An 18,948-nucleotide genomic window follows, 5' to 3' on the forward strand; every position below is an offset into this window, starting at 1 on the left:
CACATCAAACGCGCCTCGCCTGGGGACTAGCGCAGTTCCGCGGCGGCGAGGAACGTGCCGACCGCGGCGATCTCGGACTCGTCGAGCGGGATCTGCGGCACCGCGGTCGTCGGGTGGGCGATGACGCCGAGCAGGTGCAGGGCCGCCTTGAACGCGCCGAGGGCCGAGGAGCCGTGGCCCATCCGGGCGCGGCCGACCGCCACGAGGTCGAACAGCCGCACGAGCCGCTCCTGCTCGCGGCGCGCGGCCGGCCAGTCACCGGCGCGGGCGGCGGCGTAGAGGCGCGTGTAGCCGTGCGGGTCGACGTTGCCGAGGCCGGGCACCACGCCGTCGGCGCCCATCCACAGGGCCGAGTCCACGGTCAGCTCCGAGCCCGTCAGCACCGCGAAGTCCGCGGCGCCGGGCCGGTCGCGGCGGCCGAGCAGCACGTTGCGCAGGCCGCCCTCGTCGCCGCTGGAGTCCTTCAGGCCGGCGAGGACCCCGTCCGCGGCCAGGCCGAGCAGCAGGTCGCCGGGGAGCTTCGAGTGCACCGAGACCGGCAGGTCGTAGGCGTACAGCGGCAGGCCCGTCCGGGCGGCGATCGTGCGGAAGTGCAGCTCGATCTCGGCGGGGTGGGTGCGGGTGTAGAAGGGCGCCGTGGCGACGAGGCCGTCGACGCCCGCCGCGACCGCGGTCGCCGCGTGGTCGAGCACCCGCAGCGTGGTCATGTCGATGACCCCGGCGAGCACCGGCACCTGGCCGGCGACGTGCCCGACGACGGTGTCGAGCACGACCCGCCGGTGGGTGTCGGGCAGGAACGCGACCTCGGAGGTCGAGCCGAGGACGAAGAGGCCGTCGACGCCCCCGGCCAGGAGGTGGTCGATGAGCCGGACGAGCGACGCCGTGTCGACCTCGAAGTCCGGCGTCAGCGGGGTGCACACCGGCGGGATGACGCCGGACAGTGCGGTGGCGGTGCTCATGCGCGCTCCTGGGCTTGGCTGATCAGTTCACGGTCGGTGGCGCCCGCGGGCACCGGGTGGTAGCAGCGGAACCGGTGCCCGCCGGCGTCCGTGGCAGCGTCCGGGTCCGAGTCCGTCGGAGCCGGCATCCCGGCGGCGCACACGTCGTCGGCCTTCCAGCAGCGGGTGCGGAAGGGGCAGCCGCTCGGCGGGCGGGTCGCGGACGGCACCGGGCCGGCGAGCGGGATCGGGTCGATCGGGTGCAGCAGGCCGGGCGTGGCCGAGAACAGCGCCCGGGTGTAGGGGTGGCGGGCGCCGGCCGGAACCGCGCCGGCGGCGGCCTCCTCGACGATGCGGCCGAGGTACATGGTGACGACCCGGTCGCTCATGCGCCGCACGGTCTGGATGTCGTGCGAGACGAAGACGAGGGCCAGGTTCAGCCGCTCCTTGAGGTCCAGCAGGAGGTTGAGGATCTGGGCGCGCACGGACACGTCCAGCGCGCTCGTCGGCTCGTCGGCGATGAGCAGGTCCGGGCCCAGCGCGAGCGCGCGGGCGATCGCCACCCGCTGCCGCTGCCCGCCGGAGAGCTGCCCGGGCAGCACGTCGAGCGCGCCGGCGGGCAGGCCGACGAGGCCGAGCAGTTCCCGGACCCGCTCGTCCCGCTCGCGGGGCGTGCCGCGGCGGTGGACGTCGAGCGGGTCGCGCAGGATGCGGCGCACGGGCAGGCGCCGGTTCAGCGCCGTGGACGGGTCCTGGAACACCATGCCGGTGCTGGCCCCGACCATCGTGCGGCGCCGGGACGCCGGCAGCGCCCACAGGTCCTCGCCGCGGAAGCGGACGGTGCCGGCGGTCGGGCGCTGCAGGCCGACGAGGACCCGGGCGAGCGTCGACTTGCCGCAGCCGGACTCGCCGACGACCCCGACGGTCTCCCCCGCCCCGACGGTCAGGTCGGCGCCGGTGAGCGCGTAGACCCTGTCCCGGCGCAGCGGGCCGCCGGTGCGGGCCTTGTGCACCACGTGCACGTCCCGCAGATCCAGCAGATCGCTCATCGTGTCACCTCGGCGAGATCGAGGGCGGGGTGGTGGCAGGCGACCGCGTGCGCGCCGCCGGCCAGCGGGGGCGGGGTGCTGCGGCAGACGTCCGTGGCCATCGGGCACCGGTCGGCGAAGCGGCACCCGGCCGGGAAGCCGGCCGGCGAGGGCACGACGCCGCGGATCTGGGTGAGGCGCTGCGCCCCCGACTCCAGCGACAGCACGGAGCCGAGCAGGCCCCGGGTGTAGTGGTGGGCGGGCGCGCCGATGAGCGAGGCGGTGACCCCGGTCTCGACGATCTGGCCGCCGTACATCACCACGATCCGATCGGTCACGTCGCAGACGAGCGCGAGGTCGTGGGAGACGAGCACGAGCGCGAAGCCGAGCTCGGCCCGCAGCCGCAGCAGCAGCTCGATCACCTGCGCCTGCACGGTCACGTCGAGCGCGGTCGTCGGCTCGTCGGCGACGATGAGCTTCGGGTCGCGGGACAGGGCCATGGCGATGAGCACCCGCTGGCGCTGGCCGCCGGAGAGCTCGTGCGGGTACGCCGAGAGCGTCCGCGCCGGGTCGAGCCCGACGAGCTCGAGCAGCTCGGTGGCGCTGCGCCGGCCGCCCCGCTTGACGAGTTGCTTCAGCTGGGCCCGGATGGTCATCGCGGGGTTGAGCGAGGACAGCGCGTCCTGGTAGATCATCGCCATGTCGTGCCCGAGCAGCCGCCGCCGATCCCTTGTGGACAGTGTGAGCAGATCTCGCCCGGCGAAGGTGATCCGGCCGCGGACGCGGGCGCCCCGCGGCTGCAGGCCCATGACCGTGAGCGCGGTGAGCGACTTGCCGCAGCCGGACTCGCCGACCAGGCCGAGCACCTCGCCGGGGCGGACCGCGAAGGAGATGCCCGCGACGATGTCCACGTCGTCGTGCCGGCCGGGGAAGCCGATCGCGAGGTCCTCGACGCGCAGGACGGGCTCGCCGGTGGGCAGCGGCCGGGCCCGGGCACGCAGCCGCGCGGCGGCCTCGGCCAGGCCGGGCAGCTCGGTGAGCTCGCCGGAGCCGGGCCGCGCCGTCTCCAGCGCGTCCACGCCGCCCGACGAGGACGAAGGACGGGCGGCCGGGGCGGCCCACGCGTCCGAGACCCCCTCGGCGAGGATGTTCAGGGCCAGCACGGTGACGAGGATGAGCAGGCCCGGGAAGACCGTCGCCCACCAGCCGCCGAGCAGCACCATGGTGCGCCCGTCGGCGATGACCGAGCCCCAGGACGGGTTCGGCGGGCGGACCCCGGCGCCGATGAACGACAGCGACGCCTCGAACACGATCGCGTCGGCGACCATGACGGTGCAGAAGACGAGCACCGGGGCCGCGCAGTTGACGGCCACGTGCCGCAGCAGGATGTGCGGGGTGCGGGCGCCGATGGTGCGCTCCGCGGCGACGTAGTCCTCCTCGTACTGGGCGAGCACGTTGGCGCGCACGACCCGGGCCACGGAGGGCATGTAGAGAAACGCGATGGCGAGCACGAGCACGCCGATGCCGCCGCCGAAGACGGCCACGAGCACCGCCGCGAGCGCGATGCCGGGGAAGGCCATGACGACGTCGAGGACGCGCATGATCGTCTCGTCGGCGCCGCGGCGGGAGGTGGCCGCCACGGCGCCGATGAGCGCGCCCGCGACGAGGGCGAGCGCGGTGGCCCCGAGGCCGATGACGAGCGACCAGCGGGCGCCGTACATCAGCCGGCTGAGAATGTCCCGGTTGCTGCTGTCCAGGCCCATCGGGTGCGCGCCGGAGGGGCCGCCGCCGACGGCCTCCTGCACGAAGGGGGAGTGCGGCGCGAGCACCGGGGCCAGCAGCGCGGCGAGCGCCACGACGGCGACCACGGCGATCGCGATCCAGGACGAGGCCCGCAGGCGGCGCGGGCGCACCCGCATCCCCGGGCGGGCGAGCTTGGCGGAGAGTCCGGCGCGCATCAGGCAGCGCTCCTGAGTCGGGGGTTGACGAGGAGGTACAGCACGTCGACGACGAGGTTCACGACCACGAACCCGACGGCGATGGTGAGCACGACGCCCTGCACCACGGCCGGGTCGCCGTCGCGGACCGCGTTGATCATCAGCTGGCCCATGCCGGGCAGCGAGTAGATCTGCTCGATGACGACGGCGCCGCCGAGCAGGTAGCCGACCCGCAGCCCGAGCACGGTGAGCGGGTTGATGAGCGCGTTGCGCAGCACGTTGCGCCCGACGACCACGACCGGCGGCAGGCCGCTGCCGATCGCGGTGCGCACGTAGTCCTTGTCGAGCTCCTCGACCATCGAGGTGCGGATGATGCGGGTCAGCTGCGCGGCGACGGGCAGCGACAGCGACAGCGCCGGCAGCGTCATCGAGCGCAGCCAGCCGGAGAAGGAGTCGGCCGGGTTGATGTAGCCGCCGGTCGGGAACCAGCCGCGGTCGACCGCGAGGTACTGGATCATCAGCAGCGCCAGCCAGAACGCCGGCGCGGCCACCCCGACCAGCGAGACGAGCCGGATCGCCTGGTCCGGCCAGCGGTCGCGGAAGATCGCCGCGGTGACGCCGAACAGCAGCGCGAGCACGACCGCGACGAGCAGGCCGAGCGCGGTCAGCTGCAGGGTGAGCGGCAGCGCGGTGGTGACCGAGTCGAGCACCGGCGCCTTGGTCAGCACGCTGGTGCCCATGTCGCCGTGCAGCAGGTCACCGACGAAGCGCACGTAACGCACCGGAAGCGGGTCCAGCAGCCCGTTCTCGACCTGGAACTGGTGGATCTGCTCCGGCGTCGGGTTGGCGCCCTGGAAGTACGCGTACTCCGGCTTGCTGTCGGAGAAGCGCATGACGACGAAGACGAACGCGATCACGCCCAGCAGCAGGGGTACCAGGATCAGCAGCCGCCGGACCAGCATCCGGGCGATCATGTGCGCTTGGCCTGCAGGAGGTTGATGCCCGGGTAGCCCTGGGCGCGGACCCCGGTGAGCTTGTGCGAGTCCCACGCGGTCATAAGTTCGGTGTGCACGACCGGATAGAGCACCGCCTGCTCGGCGATGGTGTCGAGGTACTGCTGGGTGAGGTCCAGCTTCTTCTTGGCGTCGGGCTCGGCGGTGGCCGCGTCCATCTTCGCGAAGAGGTCCTTGGCGGCCGCGGTGCTGTCCCACTTGGTGTACTTCATCCACGTGCCGCCGGACGTGTAGTTGTACCGCATGATCAGGTCGGCGTCGAGGCCGAACTGGTTGGGGTTGGAGGCGGCCGCCACGACCTGGTAGCTCTGCGACTGGTCCATCTTGGTGAACAGGGCGCTGGTGTCCTGCGGCTGCAGCGTGGTCTTGATGCCCACGGCCTCCCAGGAGTTCGCGATCGTCGGGAGGCAGTCGCTGATCCAGCTGACGTTGACGGCCATGAGCGAGATGGTCAGGCCGGTGACCCCGGCGTCGGCGAGCAGCTGCTTGGCCTTGTCGGGGTTGTACTCGTACACCGTGGAGGCCCGGCGGTAGGAGGGGTTCTCCGGGTTCAGGAAGCTCGTCGACGCGGTCCCGTGGCCCTTGAGCGCCACGTCGATCATCTTCTTGGTGTCGATGGCGTAGAACAGCGCCTGGCGCACCCGCACGTCGTCGAACGGCTTCTGCGTCGTGTTGAACATCAGGAACATGTGGTTCATGCCCTTGCCGCCCTCGACCTGCAGGCCGCCCTTGGTGAGCTGGTCGATGTTCGCGTACGGCACGTTGTCAGCGATCTGGGCCTCGGCCGCGCCGCCGGAGATCTTCGCGACCCGGGCGGAGGCGTCGACGATGCTGAGCCAGTTCATCTTCTTGACCGTGGCCGGGCGGGGCCCGTTGTAGCCGGCGTAGGCCTCGAACGTGGTGTTGGACTTCGGCTGGTGCGAGGTCTGCTTGTACGGCCCCGAACCGACCGCCTTGCCGCCCTTGGCCGCGTCCCAGCCGCCGGCCTGGCCGAAGACGTGCTTCGGCATGATCTTGGCGATCGTGAGGCGCTGGACGGCGTCGGGGAACGGGAACTTGAAGACGAGCTCGACCGTGCGGTCGTCGGTCTTGCGCACGGTGTCGAGCCAGGCCCGGAAGAACGAGCCGATGAGCACGTTGGCCTTCGGGTCGAGCACGCGCTCGAAGGTGAACAGCACGTCGTCGGCGGTGACGGGCTGGTCGTCGTGCCACTTGGCCCCGTCGCGCAGGGTGAACTTCCAGGTCGTCGCGTTGACGTCGGCCGGCAGGGCGGTGGCCAGGGCCGGGTAGGGCTGGCGGGTGACCGGGTCGGTGTCGAGCAGGCCCTCGTAGATGTGGACGTTGGCGGCCATCGAGAACGCCGACGCCGTCATGGTCGGGTCCCAGCTCTGGTCGTTGCCGTAGCCGATGACGGCGGTGATGAGGTCCTTGTCCCCGCCGCTGCCGGAGGAGCCGGTCGAGGCCGGGCCGCCGCACGCGGCCAGCGAGGAGCTGATGGTGGCGGCGGCGCCGAGGGCGCCGGAATACCGCAGGAAGTCGCGGCGGCTGAACACGTGCCGTGAAGCCGGGGTGTGCACGGTGCCTCCTATGTGATCGGAATTGCGGAACATTGGACGTCCCACATCCCATGTCCTGTCGTAGTGTGGAGGCTAGGACCGTCTCTACACATCGGTCAAGTGGGGTCGTAGGATGTCCCACCAACGTCAACCCCGGGGAGCGGCATGACCACCGCGCGCAGCGATCGATTGGGCAACCGGCGGCGCAGCCGGGCGCACGAGGTGCAGGACGAGGTCAAGGAGCTCATCGTCCGCCGCGGGCTGTCGGCCGGCGATTCCCTGCCGACCGAGTCGGAGCTCGTCGAGGAGCTCGGCGTCGGGCGCAACGCGGTGCGCGAGGCGCTCAAGGCGCTGCAGGCCGTCGGCATCGTCGACATCCGGCACGGCTTCGGCATGTTCGTCGGGCGCATGTCCCTCAACGGGCTCGTCGACGAGCTCGCCTTCCACGGCCGGATCACCGCCGGCGACCGGCCGAGCCACCTGGGGCACCTGATCGAGATCCGCGAGGCGCTCGAGAGCGGGCTGGTGCAGCTGCTCATCGACGGCCCGGCGGCGCGCGAGTGCGGGCCGGTGGACGAGGTCCTGGCCGCCATGGAGGCCGAGGCCGAGGCGGGCATGGTGTCGCCGGAGACCGACAAGCTCTTCCACGACGTGCTCTACCGCCCGCTGGACAACCCGCTGGTCGGGCAGCTGCTCGGGGCGTTCTGGGACGTGTACCACCAGCTGCACGACGACCTCGGCGAGCCGGACGAGCCGCCGCACGACGTGGCGCGCGTGCACCGCGACATCCGCGACGCCGTCGCCGCCGGGGACAAGGCCGCGGCGGCGACGGCGATGCGGGCGCACTTCGCGGGCGTGCGGGGCCGCCTCGCCCGGCTGCGGCAGGCTCAGCCCAGCGACTGAGTCGCGACCCGCCGCAAGGCGATGGTCTCGTTCGCGCCGAGGTCGCCGGTCTCGTACAGCACCCCGAGCGTCGCGTCGTCGAGCTGGACGAGGTCGCTGTACGCCGCGGGCAGGCCCGACAGCGCCAGCGCCGGCGTGAACGTGGCGCCCCCGTCGCGGCTGACCCGCAGCGTCATGACCGCCCGGGCGGCCGGGTCGGCAGGGCCGGAGTAGACCAGCGCCGCATTGCGCCCGGTCACCTGCAGCACGCTGCCCTGCACGACCGGCCCGGTGATCGTCCCCTGTGGACGGTAAAAGGCCGGGCTCAGGCTCTGCCCGCCGTCGAGGCTCACGGCGTCGAGCCGGTTGCCGGGCGCGGTGCCGTTCTGGTCGCGGGCGTTGAAGTACAGCCGCCCGTCCGGCAGCTCCGCCGCGCTGGACTCGTTGGCGTTCACGACGCCGTCGTAGGTGCCGTCGACGAACCCGATGCGCCAGGTCGCGCCGTTGTCGTCGCTGATGAGGTCGTGCGCGCCGTAGTACTTGGCCTCGGTGCCGGCGTCGGTCGACCCGGCGGGCGGGGCGGCGGAGTGGTTGGCCGGGACCACGAGCCGGTCCTTGTGCGCGCCCTTGGTGAGGCGGACGGCGTGGCCGGGGCCGGTGGCGTACCAGCGCCAGTCCGGCCGCTTCGCCGTCGCCGTGAGCTCGGCCGGGGCGCTCCAGGTGGCGCCGTCGTCGTCGCTGTGCTGGACGAAGACGCGGCGGCTCTGCTCGGCCGTCACCTCGCCGCGCATGATGGCGGCCTCGGTGGCGGTGCCGGCGTTGTACGTCGAGAGCAGCACCACCCGCCCGGACGCGGTCACCACCGGCGCGGGGTTGCCGGAGGTGTTGGCGCCGCTGTCGTACACCACCTGCAGCGGGCCCCACGTGCACCCGCCGTCGGTGGAGCGCTTGAGCACCAGGTCGATGTCGCCGGCGTCGGACAGGCCGCCCTTGCGCCCCTCGGCGAAGGCGAGGATCGCGCCCGAGCGGGCCTTGACGACGGCGGGGATGCGGAAGGCGGAGTAGCCCTCGGTGTTGGCGCGGTACGGCACGGAGCCGTCGCACCCGGGTCGCGCGCGCTGCGGCTCGGCGGCGGCCGGCGCGGAGCCGAGCAGGGCGAGCAGTCCGAGGCCGGTGGCGGTCAGGATGAGCGGTCGTTTCATGCGTACACCTCTCGGGGACGAGGTGGGACGTAGGACGTCCTCTGTCTCGCTCCGGACCCTAGAAGCCCGCAGCATCGACCGTCAAGAGTGTCGGGAGCGTTACATCACCCGAACGCCGCTACCGTTCCGACTCCGGACGTGGGATGTTCTGCGGATGGCCAGACGAGGAGCTACGGTGCAGGACCGCATCGTCGAGCTCATCCACGACCGCGAGCTGCCGCCGGGCGCGCCGATGCCGACCGAGCCGCAGCTCATGGACCTGCTCGGGGCGAGCCGCAACAGCGTGCGGGAGGCGGTGCGGGCCCTGCAGGCGCTCGGGATCGTGGAGATCCGCCACGGCTTCGGCACCTTCGTCGGCCGCGCCTCGCTGGACGTCCTCGCCCCGTCGCTGACCTTCCGGGTGCGCACCGGCCCCGGCGGCGTGCGGGCCTTGCACGACCTGGTCGAGGTGCGCGAGCTGCTGGAGACCGGGCTCATCGGCTCCGTCGCCGGCACCGTCAGCGAGGCCCGCTTCGCCGCGCTCGACGCCCTGGTCAGCGGGATGGCCCACGACGCCGCGGCGGACCGGGCGTTCCACGCGCTGCTCTACGAGGGCTGCGGCAACGAGCTCGTGCTGCAGCTCATCGGGATGTTCTGGGACGTGTACCACGAGGTCCAGGGCCTGCTCGCGCCGCCCGAGGACCGCATCGCGCAGACGGTGGCCAACCACCGGCGGATCGTGGACGCGCTGCGGGACCGCGACCCGGAGGCGGCCCGGGAGGCGATGCGCCTGCACTTCCGGGACGTGAAGCAGCGCATCATCCAGGCCGAGGCCCGGGCCGCGGCGACCTAAGCCCCGTCCCGGGCCGGGATCACGACGCCGGCGGCCACCGGGTCGAAGCCGTCGGGCCAGCGGGTGCCCCCGTCCGCGACGGCGCCGTCCAGCCGGACCGCGGCGAGGTCGGTGCCGCGCAGGTCGGCGCCCTCGAGGATGCTGTCGCGCAGGTCGGTGCCGGCCAGCCGGGCCCGCTGCAACGCGGCGTGGCCGAGGTTCGCGCCGCGCAGGACCGCCCCGTTCATGCGCGCGTATCGCAGGTCGCACCGCGGCAGGCTCAGCCGCTCGGCGCCACCGGGTCCATGCAGCCGGACGAGCACGTCGACGGCGGCCTGCACGTCGTTGGCCCGCGACGCCAGGGTGGGCAGCTCCGTCAGGGGCATGTCGGCGGGCGGCTGGCCGGGGCGGCCCGGCGGCCATGGCGAGTGCCCGCGCACGTAGGCGCGCAGGATCTCGATGATGGCGTCGCGGTCCGGCGGGGACTGCCCGGCGATCTGCTCGAGGGCGTAGACGCCGCCGATGCGCACGTCCAGGGAGTCGTGGCCCAGGTGCTCGACAGCGCGCGAGTACCGCTCGGTGGTCTGCGCGCTGCGGCTCAGCCGCAGCTCCTCCTCGTTGATGCGCAGCCGGTGCCAGGTGGCGTAGGCGCCCAGGGCGAGGATCACCGCCCCCAGCGCCTGCAGCATGACGGTCCGGGCGTTGTTGATGGCCGTGAGCCGCTCGTTCGCGCCGACGGAGGTGCGGCCCAGGTCGTGGTCGACCACGAAGGGCGGCAGGAGCAGCACCGCGGCGAGGCCCGCCGCCGCGGACACGAGCACGATCAGCACCACCAGCACGGGTCGTCGCACACCATCATGGTCACCGATGCGGTCAAGCGGTCGCGACGCTACTTGGCTCCCGCCCTCCCCACCCGGAACATCGCCACCCCGTGCGCGGGCACCCGGGCCGCCACCTCCGTGCTCGCCGTGCTCGCCGCGCCCGTCCACAGCTCGCGCACCGCGGTCGCGCCCGGGACCGTCCACGACATCGCCGCGTCCGTGCCGGTCTCGTTGAACAGCAGCACCGCCACGTCCCCGTTCGCGAGGTTCTTCACCAGCACGTCGAGGCCGGCGCGGGACGAGACCAGCGTCGCCGGGCGGCCGAGCGGGTCCTGGTCGACGGCGATGACGGCCGGGTTGGTGAGGTCGGCGAGCGTTCCGGCCGAGGCGGTGGTGAGGTCGGCGCCGGTGATGAGCGGCGCGGCCAGCATCGCCCACAGGCTCAGCTCCGCGCGGTCCTCGGTGCGGGTCATGCCGTTGCCGACCTCGAGCATGTCGGGGTCGTTCCAGCCGCCCGGGCCCGCGTAGCCGGAGAGCCCGACGGTGGCGTGGAAGACGTCGAGGAGGCTGTCGAAGGTGGGCCGGATGTCCAGGGTGGTCCGCCACAGGTTGCCGTAGCCGCTCCCCCACGCCCAGACGCGCTCGGCGCCCCAGTTGCAGATGCTGTAGACGATGGGCCGGCCGGTCGCCGCGAGGGCGTCGCGCATCGCGCCGTACCGCTGCCGGGCCGGCACCCCGTTCGCGTTGCAGGTGTCGTACTTGAGGTAGTCGACGCCCCAGGCCGCGAACTGCCGCGCGTCGCGCTGCTCGTGCCCGAGGCTGCCGGGCAGGCCGCCGCAGGTCTGCGTGCCGGCGTCCGCGTAGATGCCGAGCTTCAGCCCGAGCCCGTGCACGTAGTCGGCGAGGGCCTTGATGCCGTGCGGGAACCGGGCCGGGTCGGCCTGGAGGTTGCCGCCGGCGTCGCGGGTCTCGGCCATCCAGGCGTCGTCGATGTTGACGTACTCGTATCCGGCGTCGCGCAGCCCCGCGGAGACCATCCGCTCGGCGGTGCGCCGGACGAGGTCCTCGGTGACGCCGAGGCCGAACGCGTTGTAGTCGTTCCAGCCCATCGGCGGGGTGCGGGCCAGCCCGTTGTCCCACCGCGGCACGGACCCGGCCGATCCGCCGGCCAGTGCCCCGAGCAGGAGCACGAGCACGAGCGCGCACGCCCGCCGTACCGTCGCCATGCCCCGACCGTAGCGGCGCTTCCTGGCAGCGGGCTCACAATCCGCCGGGGCTCAGGCGATGTACGCCGAGACGTCCGCACCCGCTTCCTGGCAGCGGGCTCACAATCCGCTGGGGGTCAGGCGATGTAGGCCCCGAGGTCCGCGCTCGCCAGGGCCTCCCGGCCGCGGCGGGTGAGCGCGATCGACTCGGCGGTGTAGTCCTCGCCGGTCCAGCGCCACAGCACGAGCCGGTTGTGTTCGAGCACCTGCAGCGCCTCGAGCAGGATCTCGCGCGCTTCCTCGGCGCTGGGCCCGCTGCGCAGCATGCGGATCGCCACCTCGGGGACCTTGCGCGCGATGGTCGCCTGCACCTCAAGAAGGTTCAGCACCGGCCGGGCCTGCGCGCGCTTGTGCCCGAAGCCGAGCCAGAGCACGGCCGCGGCGACTTCGCGCAGGTCGGCCGCGCGTAATGCGGGCAGGGAGCTGACGCAGTCGAGGCTCGGCGGCATGGCGACAGGGTAGAGCGCCGGCGCACGCTACGGTGCCCCGGCGAATTCGTGGGAGGCCCACCGCCCGATGACCGCCGACCCGGGACGGACCGCGACCGGCCGCATACCGGCCCTGCCCCGCCCGCGACGATCGCCCCCGCCCCGCCCTGCTCTGCCCGCGACGATCGGCACTCAACGGGCGGCGACCGGCGGGCGGCAGCGGACGGCAGCGGGCGGCGGGCTTGGCACCGACGAACGCGTTCGTTACGATCGTGTTCATGAGCCCTCGCCGAGTCCCGGTCAGCCGGCGCGACCGCCCCGCCAAGCCGCCCCTGAGCCGGGCCGGCGTCGTGTCGATGGCGCTGCACATCATGCGCGAGGAGGGCCTCGAACGCGTCACCATGCGCCGGCTGGCGGCGGAGCTGGACACGGGACCGGCCTCGCTCTACGTCTACCTGCACAACACCGCCGAACTGCACGGCGCGCTCCTCGACGAGCTGCTGTTCGGGCTGGCCCTGCCGCTGCCCGGCACCGAGTGGCGCGACGGGGCCGTCGAGCTGCTGTCGGCCTACACCGCGATCCTGCACGGCCAGCCCAGCCTCGCCCGCTCCGTGCTCACCCTGCGGCCGTCCGGACCCAACTACCTGCGGCTGGTCGACGAGCTGCTGGGGCTGCTGCTGGCCGGCGGCGTCCCGGTCCGCCAAGCCGCCTGGGGCGTCGACCTGCTGCTCCAGCTGGCCACGGCGACCGCCGCCGAGCAGGGCACCCGGGACGAGTCGGCCGAGGCCGACGGCGAGGTGAGCCTGCAGACCCAGTCGGTGCGGGAGGCGCCCGAAGACGCCTACCCGAACCTGGGCCGCACGCGCGACGAGCTGTTCTCCGGCACCGTCGAGCAGCGCCAGCGGTGGGCCTTCGAGGCCCTCCTGAACGGCATCGCCGGCGCGCCCACGCCCGGCCACTGATCCGACGCCCGGGTTCTCCGGGCATCGGCGTGCGCTCGTAAAACGCATTCGTCACGAACGCGTTCGTCACATTCAAGCGGGATCCACGGAAGGAGCGGCGCGATGGAGCAGCTGCGGATCGGCATCGTCGGCGGGGGGCTCGGCGGGCTCACGCTCGCCCGGGTGCTCCACGTACACGGGATCGAGGCCACCGTCTACGAGCGCGACGCCTCGGCCGGCGCGCGCACGCAAGGGGGGATGCTCGACATCCACGACTACAACGGGCAGGTCGCGCTGCGGAAGACCGGGCTGTTCGAGGAGTTCCGGCGGATCATCCACCCCGGCGGGGAGGCCATGCGCATCCTCGACCGGCACGCCGCCGTGCGGGTCGAGGAGGCCGACGACGGGCACGGCGGGCGGCCCGAGGTCGATCGCGGGCAGCTGCGGAGCATGCTCATCGGCTCGCTGCCCGAGGGCACCATCCGGTGGGGCGGCGCCGTCACCTCGGTCGCGGCGATCGGGGACGGGCGGCACGAGCTGACGCTCGGGGACGGCGGCACCGAGACCACCGATCTGCTCGTGGGCGCCGACGGGGCCTGGTCGCGGATCCGGCCGCTGGTCACCGACGCGCGGCCGGCCTACGCGGGGGTCACCTTCTTCGAGGTCGACCTGCTCGATGCCGACTCGCGGCATCCCGGCGCCGCCGAGGTCGTCGGGGCCGGGATGCTGTTCGCGCTCGGGCCGGGCAAGGGGTTCCTCGCGCACCGGGAGACCGACGGCAGCCTGCACGTCTACGTCGCGCTGCGCGTGCCCGAGGACTGGGCCGCGACGGCCGGCTTCGGCGGCAGCGGCGACCCTCGCACGCTCCTCGTCTCGCAGTTCGACGGGTGGTCGCCGCGGCTCCGGGCGCTCATCACGGACGCCGACGGTCCGGTCGTGCCCCGGGCGATCAACGTGCTGCCCGCCGGGCTGCGGTGGGACCGGGTGCCGGGCGTGACGCTGCTCGGCGACGCCGCCCACCTCATGTCGCCGTTCGCCGGCGAGGGGGCCAACCTCGCGATGTTCGACGGCGCGGCGCTCGGCAAGGCGATCGTGGCGCACCCGGGCGACCCGGAGGGGGCGCTGGCGGCGTACGAGGCCGAGCTCTTCCCGCGCAGCGCGGACGCGGCCCGGGAGGCCGCGGCGAACCTGGAGATCTGCTTCCGCGACGACGCGCCGCAGAGCCTCATCGACCAGTTCGCCGCGTACGCCGCCGCCGGGCAGTGACGCGTACGCTGCCGCCGGGCAGTGACGCGTACGCTGCCGCCGGGCAGTGACGCGTACGCTGCCGCCGGGCAGTGACGCGTACGCTGCCGCCGGGCAGTGACCGGACGGCGGGTGTGGTGAGCCCCGGCACCACACCCGCCGCGTCTACGGGTCAGGCCCGGGCCAGGGCCGCGCACTCGTCCTCGCCGAGCTCGCCGTCGGCGAAGACGATGCCGTACCGCAGCCGCAGCCGCGCCCCGGCCTCCAGCCGCACCGGCGCGTCCGCGAACGGGGCCGGGCCCACCACCGCGTAGGCGGCGCTGCGCACGAACCACGCCGACGGGTGCCCGGCGTTGGCCGGGTCGTCGGCGAACAGCACCGTCGAGGCGCCGCCGTCGCCGTCGTGCCGCCCGGTGAACGCGAGCCACGGCGCCCGGACGCCGTTGAGGTCGTCGCCGCCGGCCGCGTCCGGGGTGCGCACCCTGCCCCCGGTGAAGCTGCGCGGCCCGCGCCAGCACAGCCCGCCGTAGCCGGCCCCGGCGCGGCCCTCCGTCTGCGGGCTGCCGATGCCGACCGCGTCCGGGCCGGCGTTGCGCAGGACGGTGTCGAGCTCGAGGCGCCAGGCCGCGCGGTGCGGCAGGACCGTGACCGTCAGCCCGCGGCGCTCGGTGAACGCCTCCCGCCCGTCCTGGGCCAGCCAGCGCAGCCGCTGGACCGCGCGCAGGGTCCGGTCGCCGGCGTCGAGCGCCTCGAAGCACTCGTGCCGCTGGGTGCCGTTGTTGGGCAGCTGGACGTAGGCGCCGTGGTCGCGGCGGAAGGTCGGGCCGCCCCAGAAGTTGTCCGGCCCCGCGTTCGGCAGCGCCAGCGACAGGCCCTTGTGCCAGACGTGGTCGTGCGGGCGGTACAGGCTCACGAGCCGGCCGCCGAGGGTGCGGATCGGATGCAGGTAGGGCCGCGGCGACTCCATCTGGGGCCCGCGGACGCGGTAGACGTACCGGAACAACTCACGGCCGCGCCAGGTGACCCGCAGCGAGGCGTCCTGCCACAGCGCGAAGGCGAGGCCCGCGGTCACGGTCCCGGGTACGGTGCTCATGCGGCCCCCTCCGGCGCCATCGCGTTTCGAAACATTCATACATTTACCGGAAACGTTTCCACACCGTACGGTCGCCGGCAACGCTCGTCAATGCCGTCCGGGCGCGGCCTATCATGCGGGCATGACCGAGACGAATCCCGAGCCCAGGGGCGGGCGGCGGCCACGGGGCGCGGTGACCGTGGCCGCGATCGCGCGGCTGGCCGGGGTGTCGCCGCCGACGGTCTCGAAAGTTCTGAACGGTCGCTCCGGCATCGCGGTCGACACCCGCGAGCGCGTCGAGGCGCTGCTGCGCGAGCACGGGTACCGGCGCACCGACGCGACCAGCGCGCTGCCGATCGTCGAGGTCGCCTTCTCCGGCCTGGAGAGCCACCTCGCGGTCGAGATCATGCGCGGGGTCGAGGAGGTCGTGCGCGACCGCGGCCTGACCGTCGGCTTCACCGACCTGCAGGGGCGCGCCCCGCGGGCCGGGCGCCGCACCGCCGACCTGCTGCTGGCGCGCCGCCCGACCGGCGTGATCGCGGTGCACTCGGCCTATCGCGGGCAGTACTACCAGCAGCTCACGGCCAGCGGCGTGCCCCTCGTGGTGCTCGACCCGACCGGCGAGCCGGTGCACGACACCCCGTCGGTGGGCACCACGAACTGGTCCGGCGGGATCGCCGCGGCCCGGCACCTGCTCGACCTCGGGCACCGGCGCATCGCCCTCATCACCGGGCCGGCGCAGTTCATGTGCTCCCGGGCGCGGCTGGAGGCCGCGCGGGCCGCGCTGGAGACGGCGGGCGTGGCGCTGGACCCCGGGCTGGTGCGCAGCGGGCGCTTCGCGTTCGAGGACGGCGCCGCGCTCGGCGCCGAGCTGCTGGCCCGGCGGGACCGCCCGACGGCGATCCTGTGCGGCAACGACCTGCAGGCGCTCGGGGTGTACGACGCGGCCCGCCGCGCGCGGCTGCGGGTGCCCGAGGATCTCAGCGTCGTCGGCTTCGACGACCTGGAGGTGGCGCGCTGGTGCGGGCCGCCGCTGACCACCGTGCGCCAGCCGTTCGCGGGCATGGGGCGGGCCGCGGCCGAGATGGTGCTGCGGCTCGCGGCCGGGCAGCCGGTCGAGCCGTCGCGGGTCGAGCTCGCCACGTCGCTCGTGCTGCGGGAGAGCACCGCGCCGCCGGCGTGAAACTTCCACGGAAACGTTGCCACGACTTACCGAAAACTCCGATGGATTACCCCGGGCGAGCTTCGGGTACGGTGTCCGAATTCGGGTGGGGGCGGCGACGTGGAGGTGGCGGGTGGCCGAACGGCCGTCCGGGCGCGGCGAGACCTACGGCGGGCAGAGCCGGGAGGAGCGGGCCGCGGACCGGCGGGAGCGGCTCGTGGCGGCGGCGGTGCAGCTGTTCGCGGGCCGGGACTACGACGATGTGACCGTCGCCGATGTGTGCACCCTCGCCAAGGTCTCGAAGCGGTACTTCTACGACCACTTCGCCGACCGCGACGCGCTCGTGCTCACCCTGCACCGCGAGGTCAACGGCTGGCTGCTGACCGAGGTCGCGGCCGCGGCGCCCCACCGCGCGGACGGCCTCTACGCGGCGCTGCGCCCGATGCTGGCCGCGCTGGTGCGGCTGCTGGCCGAGCACCCCGAGCGCGCCCGGATCGTCTACATCAACGCACCCCGGATGGAGCTGCGCCGGCGCGGGGTGCTGCGCGAGGAGGCGGAGCTCTTCGGCCGGGTGCTCGCGCCCCTGGCGCCGAAACTGCGCGCGGACACGGTGCGCTACGAGCGCACGGTCCTGGCGCTGATCGCCGGCATCAGCGAGGTGCTGATCGACTGGGTCTGGCACGACATGCGCGACCCCGCCGAGCCGCTCGTCGACCACCTGACCGGCCTGTGCGTGGCGCTGCTCGGGCACCAGCCGTAATTCGGGCGACAGCGGGCCGCCGTGCGGCGAGCATCGATGCCGTGGATACCGATGCCGTGGATACCGATGCCGTGGATACCGTTGCCGTGGATACCGTTGCCGTGGATACCGTTGCCGTGGATGACGCCAACCTGCTGCAGGGCATCGTCGGGTCGACCGCCTACGGGCTCGCCGGGCCGGACTCCGACGTCGACCGGCTCGGCCTGTTCGCCGCGCCGACGATCCGGCTGCTCGGGCTGCACACGCCGGCCGAGAGCCGCGTGAGCAAGGCGCCCGACGTGACCCGGCACGAGGCCGCGAAGTACTGCCGCCTCGCACTCGGCGGCAACCCGACGGTGTCCGAGCTCATGTGGCTGCCCGCGGAGCTCTACGAGGTGCGCACGGAACTCGGCGACGAACTCATCGGCATCCGCACCGCGTTCCTGTCGGCCAAGCGCATCCGCGATGCCTACCTCGGGTACGCCACCCAGCAGTTCCGCCGCCTGGAGCACCGCGGCGACGGCACGTTCAGCTCCGACACCGCCCGCCGCACCGCGAAGCACGCCCGGCACCTGCTGCGCCTGTGCTGGCAGGGCCGGCACCTGTACCGCACCGGCGAGCTGCTGATCCGCCTGGAGGACCCGCGGCCGTTCCGCGACTTCGGCGAGCGCGTCGCCGCGGGCGACATCGACCTGGCCCGGCGCACCCTGGCCGAGTACGAGGCCGGCTTCGACGCGATCCGCTCCCCGCTGCCCGACCAGCCCGACGAGGAGGTCGTCGAGCGGTGGCTCCTGCGCGTCCGGCGCGCCCACTACGACGTACGCTGAGCCGGCCGCGCTGCTGGTAGCGGGTACCGTATCCGGATGACCGCGCCCCCGAACCGACGCCGGGACGCCGCCAAGACGCGCGCGCTGCTGCTCGACGCCGCGCGGGCGCGGTTCGCGCGGGACGGGTACCGGACCACGACGCTGCGGGACATCGCCGAGGACGCGGGCGTCAATGTGGCGCTCATCGCGCGGTACTTCGTGTCGAAGGAAGGGCTGTTCGAGGCCTGCCTGACCGCGGCGGTCGACGAGCTGCGGCGCGAGACGGGGGACGTGCCGCTGCGGGAGGTACACCTGGTGATCGCCGACCAGGCCGCGCGGATCGGGCCCGAGGGCGCGCCCGGCCAGCTGGCGCTGCTGCTGCGCTCCTCCGGCGACGAGCGCGCCGACGAGATCCGCCGCGGCGTCCTGCGCACCTCCGCCGAGCGGCTCGCGGCCGCCGCGGGGCGGGAACCCGGCGACGAGGAGGTGCTGCTGCGCGCCCAGATGGTCCTCGCCGCCTCGCTCGGCATCGTGCTGCTGCGCTCGGTCGGCGCGATGGAGCCGCTGCAGTCCGCGGATCGCGACGCCCTGGCCGGCCCGCTGCGCGACCTGATCGCCGCGATGCTGCCCATGGGTCCCGGTCACTGAGGGGCCGTTGGTCCCGCCGGGTCGGTCGCTTCGGCACCGGTGCCCGAGCCTCGTTCTTGCGACGCTGTTGGTGTCAAAGAGAGAGCGCGGCAGGAGGCCGAGAGCCATGAGCACCTCGCACATCAACCACACCGCAGCCAGCCACCTCGAGCGGGTCGAGGCCCCCGGGAGCATGCTGACCAAGGCGGCGGCCCGCGGCCTGGCGGTGCTGCGGTACGCGACCGGCTTCGTCTTCCTCTGGGCGTTCGCCGACAAGCTCCTCGGCCTCGGCTACTCGACCCCGTCGGCCAAGGCCTGGATCAACGGCGGCAGCCCCACCAAGGGCTTCCTCGCCAACGTCGACGCCGGCCCCCTGCAAGGCTTCTTCCACACCATCGCCGGCACCTGGTACGCCAACTGGGGCTTCATGCTCGGCCTGCTCGGCATCGGCCTCGCCCTCACCGCCGGCATCGGC

The 18,948-nt window shown here is 73.7% G+C and carries 18 protein-coding genes and 1 pseudogene; 9 read left to right on the plus strand and 10 right to left on the minus strand.

The window, feature by feature from the left end; translation table 11 throughout:
• Positions 1–26 precede the first annotated feature (26 nt).
• Genes ABT369_RS21760 through ABT369_RS21780 form a run of 5 tightly spaced genes read right to left on the minus strand, consistent with a single transcriptional unit; the run spans position 27 to position 6,493 of the window.
• Positions 27–959, minus strand: coding sequence for a dihydrodipicolinate synthase family protein (locus ABT369_RS21760; RefSeq protein WP_350614341.1), 933 nt, complete (start codon positions 957–959; stop codon positions 27–29).
• Complete coding sequence (locus tag ABT369_RS21765; RefSeq protein ID WP_350614343.1) at positions 956–1,987, minus strand: ABC transporter ATP-binding protein; 1,032 nt, start codon at positions 1,985–1,987, stop codon at positions 956–958. Before ABT369_RS21765 ends, ABT369_RS21760 begins: the two co-directional genes overlap by 4 nt.
• Positions 1,984–3,924 (minus strand): dipeptide/oligopeptide/nickel ABC transporter permease/ATP-binding protein, encoded by a 1,941-nt coding sequence (locus tag ABT369_RS21770; RefSeq protein WP_350614344.1) that lies wholly within the window; start codon positions 3,922–3,924, stop codon positions 1,984–1,986. Before ABT369_RS21770 ends, ABT369_RS21765 begins: the two co-directional genes overlap by 4 nt.
• Entirely contained in the window at positions 3,924–4,865 is a 942-nt protein-coding gene (locus tag ABT369_RS21775; RefSeq protein WP_350614346.1) for an ABC transporter permease, read from the minus strand. Before ABT369_RS21775 ends, ABT369_RS21770 begins: the two co-directional genes overlap by 1 nt.
• An 8-nt stretch (positions 4,866–4,873) precedes the next feature.
• Complete coding sequence (locus ABT369_RS21780) at positions 4,874–6,493, minus strand: ABC transporter substrate-binding protein (protein WP_350614348.1); 1,620 nt, start codon at positions 6,491–6,493, stop codon at positions 4,874–4,876.
• A gap of 144 nt (positions 6,494–6,637) precedes the next feature.
• On the opposite strand from ABT369_RS21780, the gene ABT369_RS21785 reads away from it, so the two are divergent.
• Positions 6,638–7,375, plus strand: a complete 738-nt coding sequence (locus tag ABT369_RS21785) for a FadR/GntR family transcriptional regulator (RefSeq protein ID WP_350614350.1) — start codon at positions 6,638–6,640, stop codon at positions 7,373–7,375.
• Here ABT369_RS21785 and ABT369_RS21790 read toward each other — a convergent pair.
• Entirely contained in the window at positions 7,360–8,556 is a 1,197-nt protein-coding gene (locus tag ABT369_RS21790; RefSeq protein ID WP_350614352.1) for a sialidase family protein, read from the minus strand. The two genes, ABT369_RS21785 and ABT369_RS21790, sit on opposite strands and share 16 nt — an antisense overlap.
• 175 nt (positions 8,557–8,731) lie before the next feature.
• Here ABT369_RS21790 and ABT369_RS21795 point away from each other — a divergent pair, with 175 nt between their 5' ends.
• On the plus strand, positions 8,732–9,388 hold the full coding sequence (locus tag ABT369_RS21795) for a FadR/GntR family transcriptional regulator (RefSeq protein WP_350614354.1): 657 nt from the start codon (positions 8,732–8,734) through the stop codon (positions 9,386–9,388).
• Here ABT369_RS21795 and ABT369_RS21800 read toward each other — a convergent pair.
• The 3 genes from ABT369_RS21800 to ABT369_RS21810 all read right to left on the minus strand — a co-directional run bounded on the left by ABT369_RS21800 (position 9,385) and on the right by ABT369_RS21810 (position 11,902).
• Positions 9,385–10,218: a pentapeptide repeat-containing protein gene (locus tag ABT369_RS21800; protein WP_350614356.1), complete on the minus strand. Its 834-nt coding sequence runs from the start codon at positions 10,216–10,218 to the stop codon at positions 9,385–9,387. The two genes, ABT369_RS21795 and ABT369_RS21800, sit on opposite strands and share 4 nt — an antisense overlap.
• A gap of 38 nt (positions 10,219–10,256) precedes the next feature.
• Entirely contained in the window at positions 10,257–11,414 is a 1,158-nt protein-coding gene (locus ABT369_RS21805; protein ID WP_350614358.1) for a glycoside hydrolase family 27 protein, read from the minus strand.
• A 116-nt stretch (positions 11,415–11,530) separates the two neighbouring features.
• Entirely contained in the window at positions 11,531–11,902 is a 372-nt protein-coding gene (locus ABT369_RS21810) for a hypothetical protein (protein ID WP_350614360.1), read from the minus strand.
• 257 nt (positions 11,903–12,159) lie between these two features.
• On the opposite strand from ABT369_RS21810, the gene ABT369_RS21815 reads away from it, so the two are divergent.
• Together ABT369_RS21815 and ABT369_RS21820 are read left to right on the plus strand one after the other, a co-directional pair.
• Entirely contained in the window at positions 12,160–12,843 is a 684-nt protein-coding gene (locus ABT369_RS21815) for a TetR/AcrR family transcriptional regulator (protein WP_350614362.1), read from the plus strand.
• 102 nt (positions 12,844–12,945) lie between these two features.
• Positions 12,946–14,088, plus strand: a complete 1,143-nt coding sequence (locus ABT369_RS21820) for an FAD-dependent oxidoreductase (protein ID WP_350614364.1) — start codon at positions 12,946–12,948, stop codon at positions 14,086–14,088.
• A 151-nt stretch (positions 14,089–14,239) separates the two neighbouring features.
• Here ABT369_RS21820 and ABT369_RS21825 read toward each other — a convergent pair whose 3' ends face one another.
• Complete coding sequence (locus ABT369_RS21825; protein WP_350614365.1) at positions 14,240–15,160, minus strand: DUF6807 domain-containing protein; 921 nt, start codon at positions 15,158–15,160, stop codon at positions 14,240–14,242.
• Between the two features lie 121 nt (positions 15,161–15,281).
• Here ABT369_RS21825 and ABT369_RS21830 point away from each other — a divergent pair, with 121 nt between their 5' ends.
• The 5 genes and pseudogenes from ABT369_RS21830 to ABT369_RS21850 form a co-directional block, all read left to right on the plus strand.
• Positions 15,282–16,322 carry a LacI family DNA-binding transcriptional regulator gene (locus ABT369_RS21830; protein ID WP_350614366.1) on the plus strand — a complete coding sequence of 347 codons (1,041 nt, stop codon included), beginning with the start codon at positions 15,282–15,284 and terminating at the stop codon, positions 16,320–16,322.
• A gap of 112 nt (positions 16,323–16,434) precedes the next feature.
• On the plus strand, positions 16,435–17,061 hold the full coding sequence (locus ABT369_RS21835) for a TetR/AcrR family transcriptional regulator (protein ID WP_350614368.1): 627 nt from the start codon (positions 16,435–16,437) through the stop codon (positions 17,059–17,061).
• Between the two features lie 116 nt (positions 17,062–17,177).
• Entirely contained in the window at positions 17,178–17,867 is a 690-nt protein-coding gene (locus ABT369_RS21840) for a nucleotidyltransferase domain-containing protein (protein WP_350614370.1), read from the plus strand.
• A gap of 36 nt (positions 17,868–17,903) precedes the next feature.
• Positions 17,904–18,494 (plus strand): TetR/AcrR family transcriptional regulator, encoded by a 591-nt coding sequence (locus tag ABT369_RS21845; RefSeq protein ID WP_350614372.1) that lies wholly within the window; start codon positions 17,904–17,906, stop codon positions 18,492–18,494.
• A gap of 106 nt (positions 18,495–18,600) precedes the next feature.
• A pseudogene (locus tag ABT369_RS21850) lies at positions 18,601–18,948 on the plus strand (hypothetical protein); the annotation flags it as partial.

This window comes from Dactylosporangium sp. NPDC000244 (assembly GCF_040300725.1).
Classification (GTDB): Bacteria; Actinomycetota; Actinomycetes; order Mycobacteriales; family Micromonosporaceae; genus Dactylosporangium.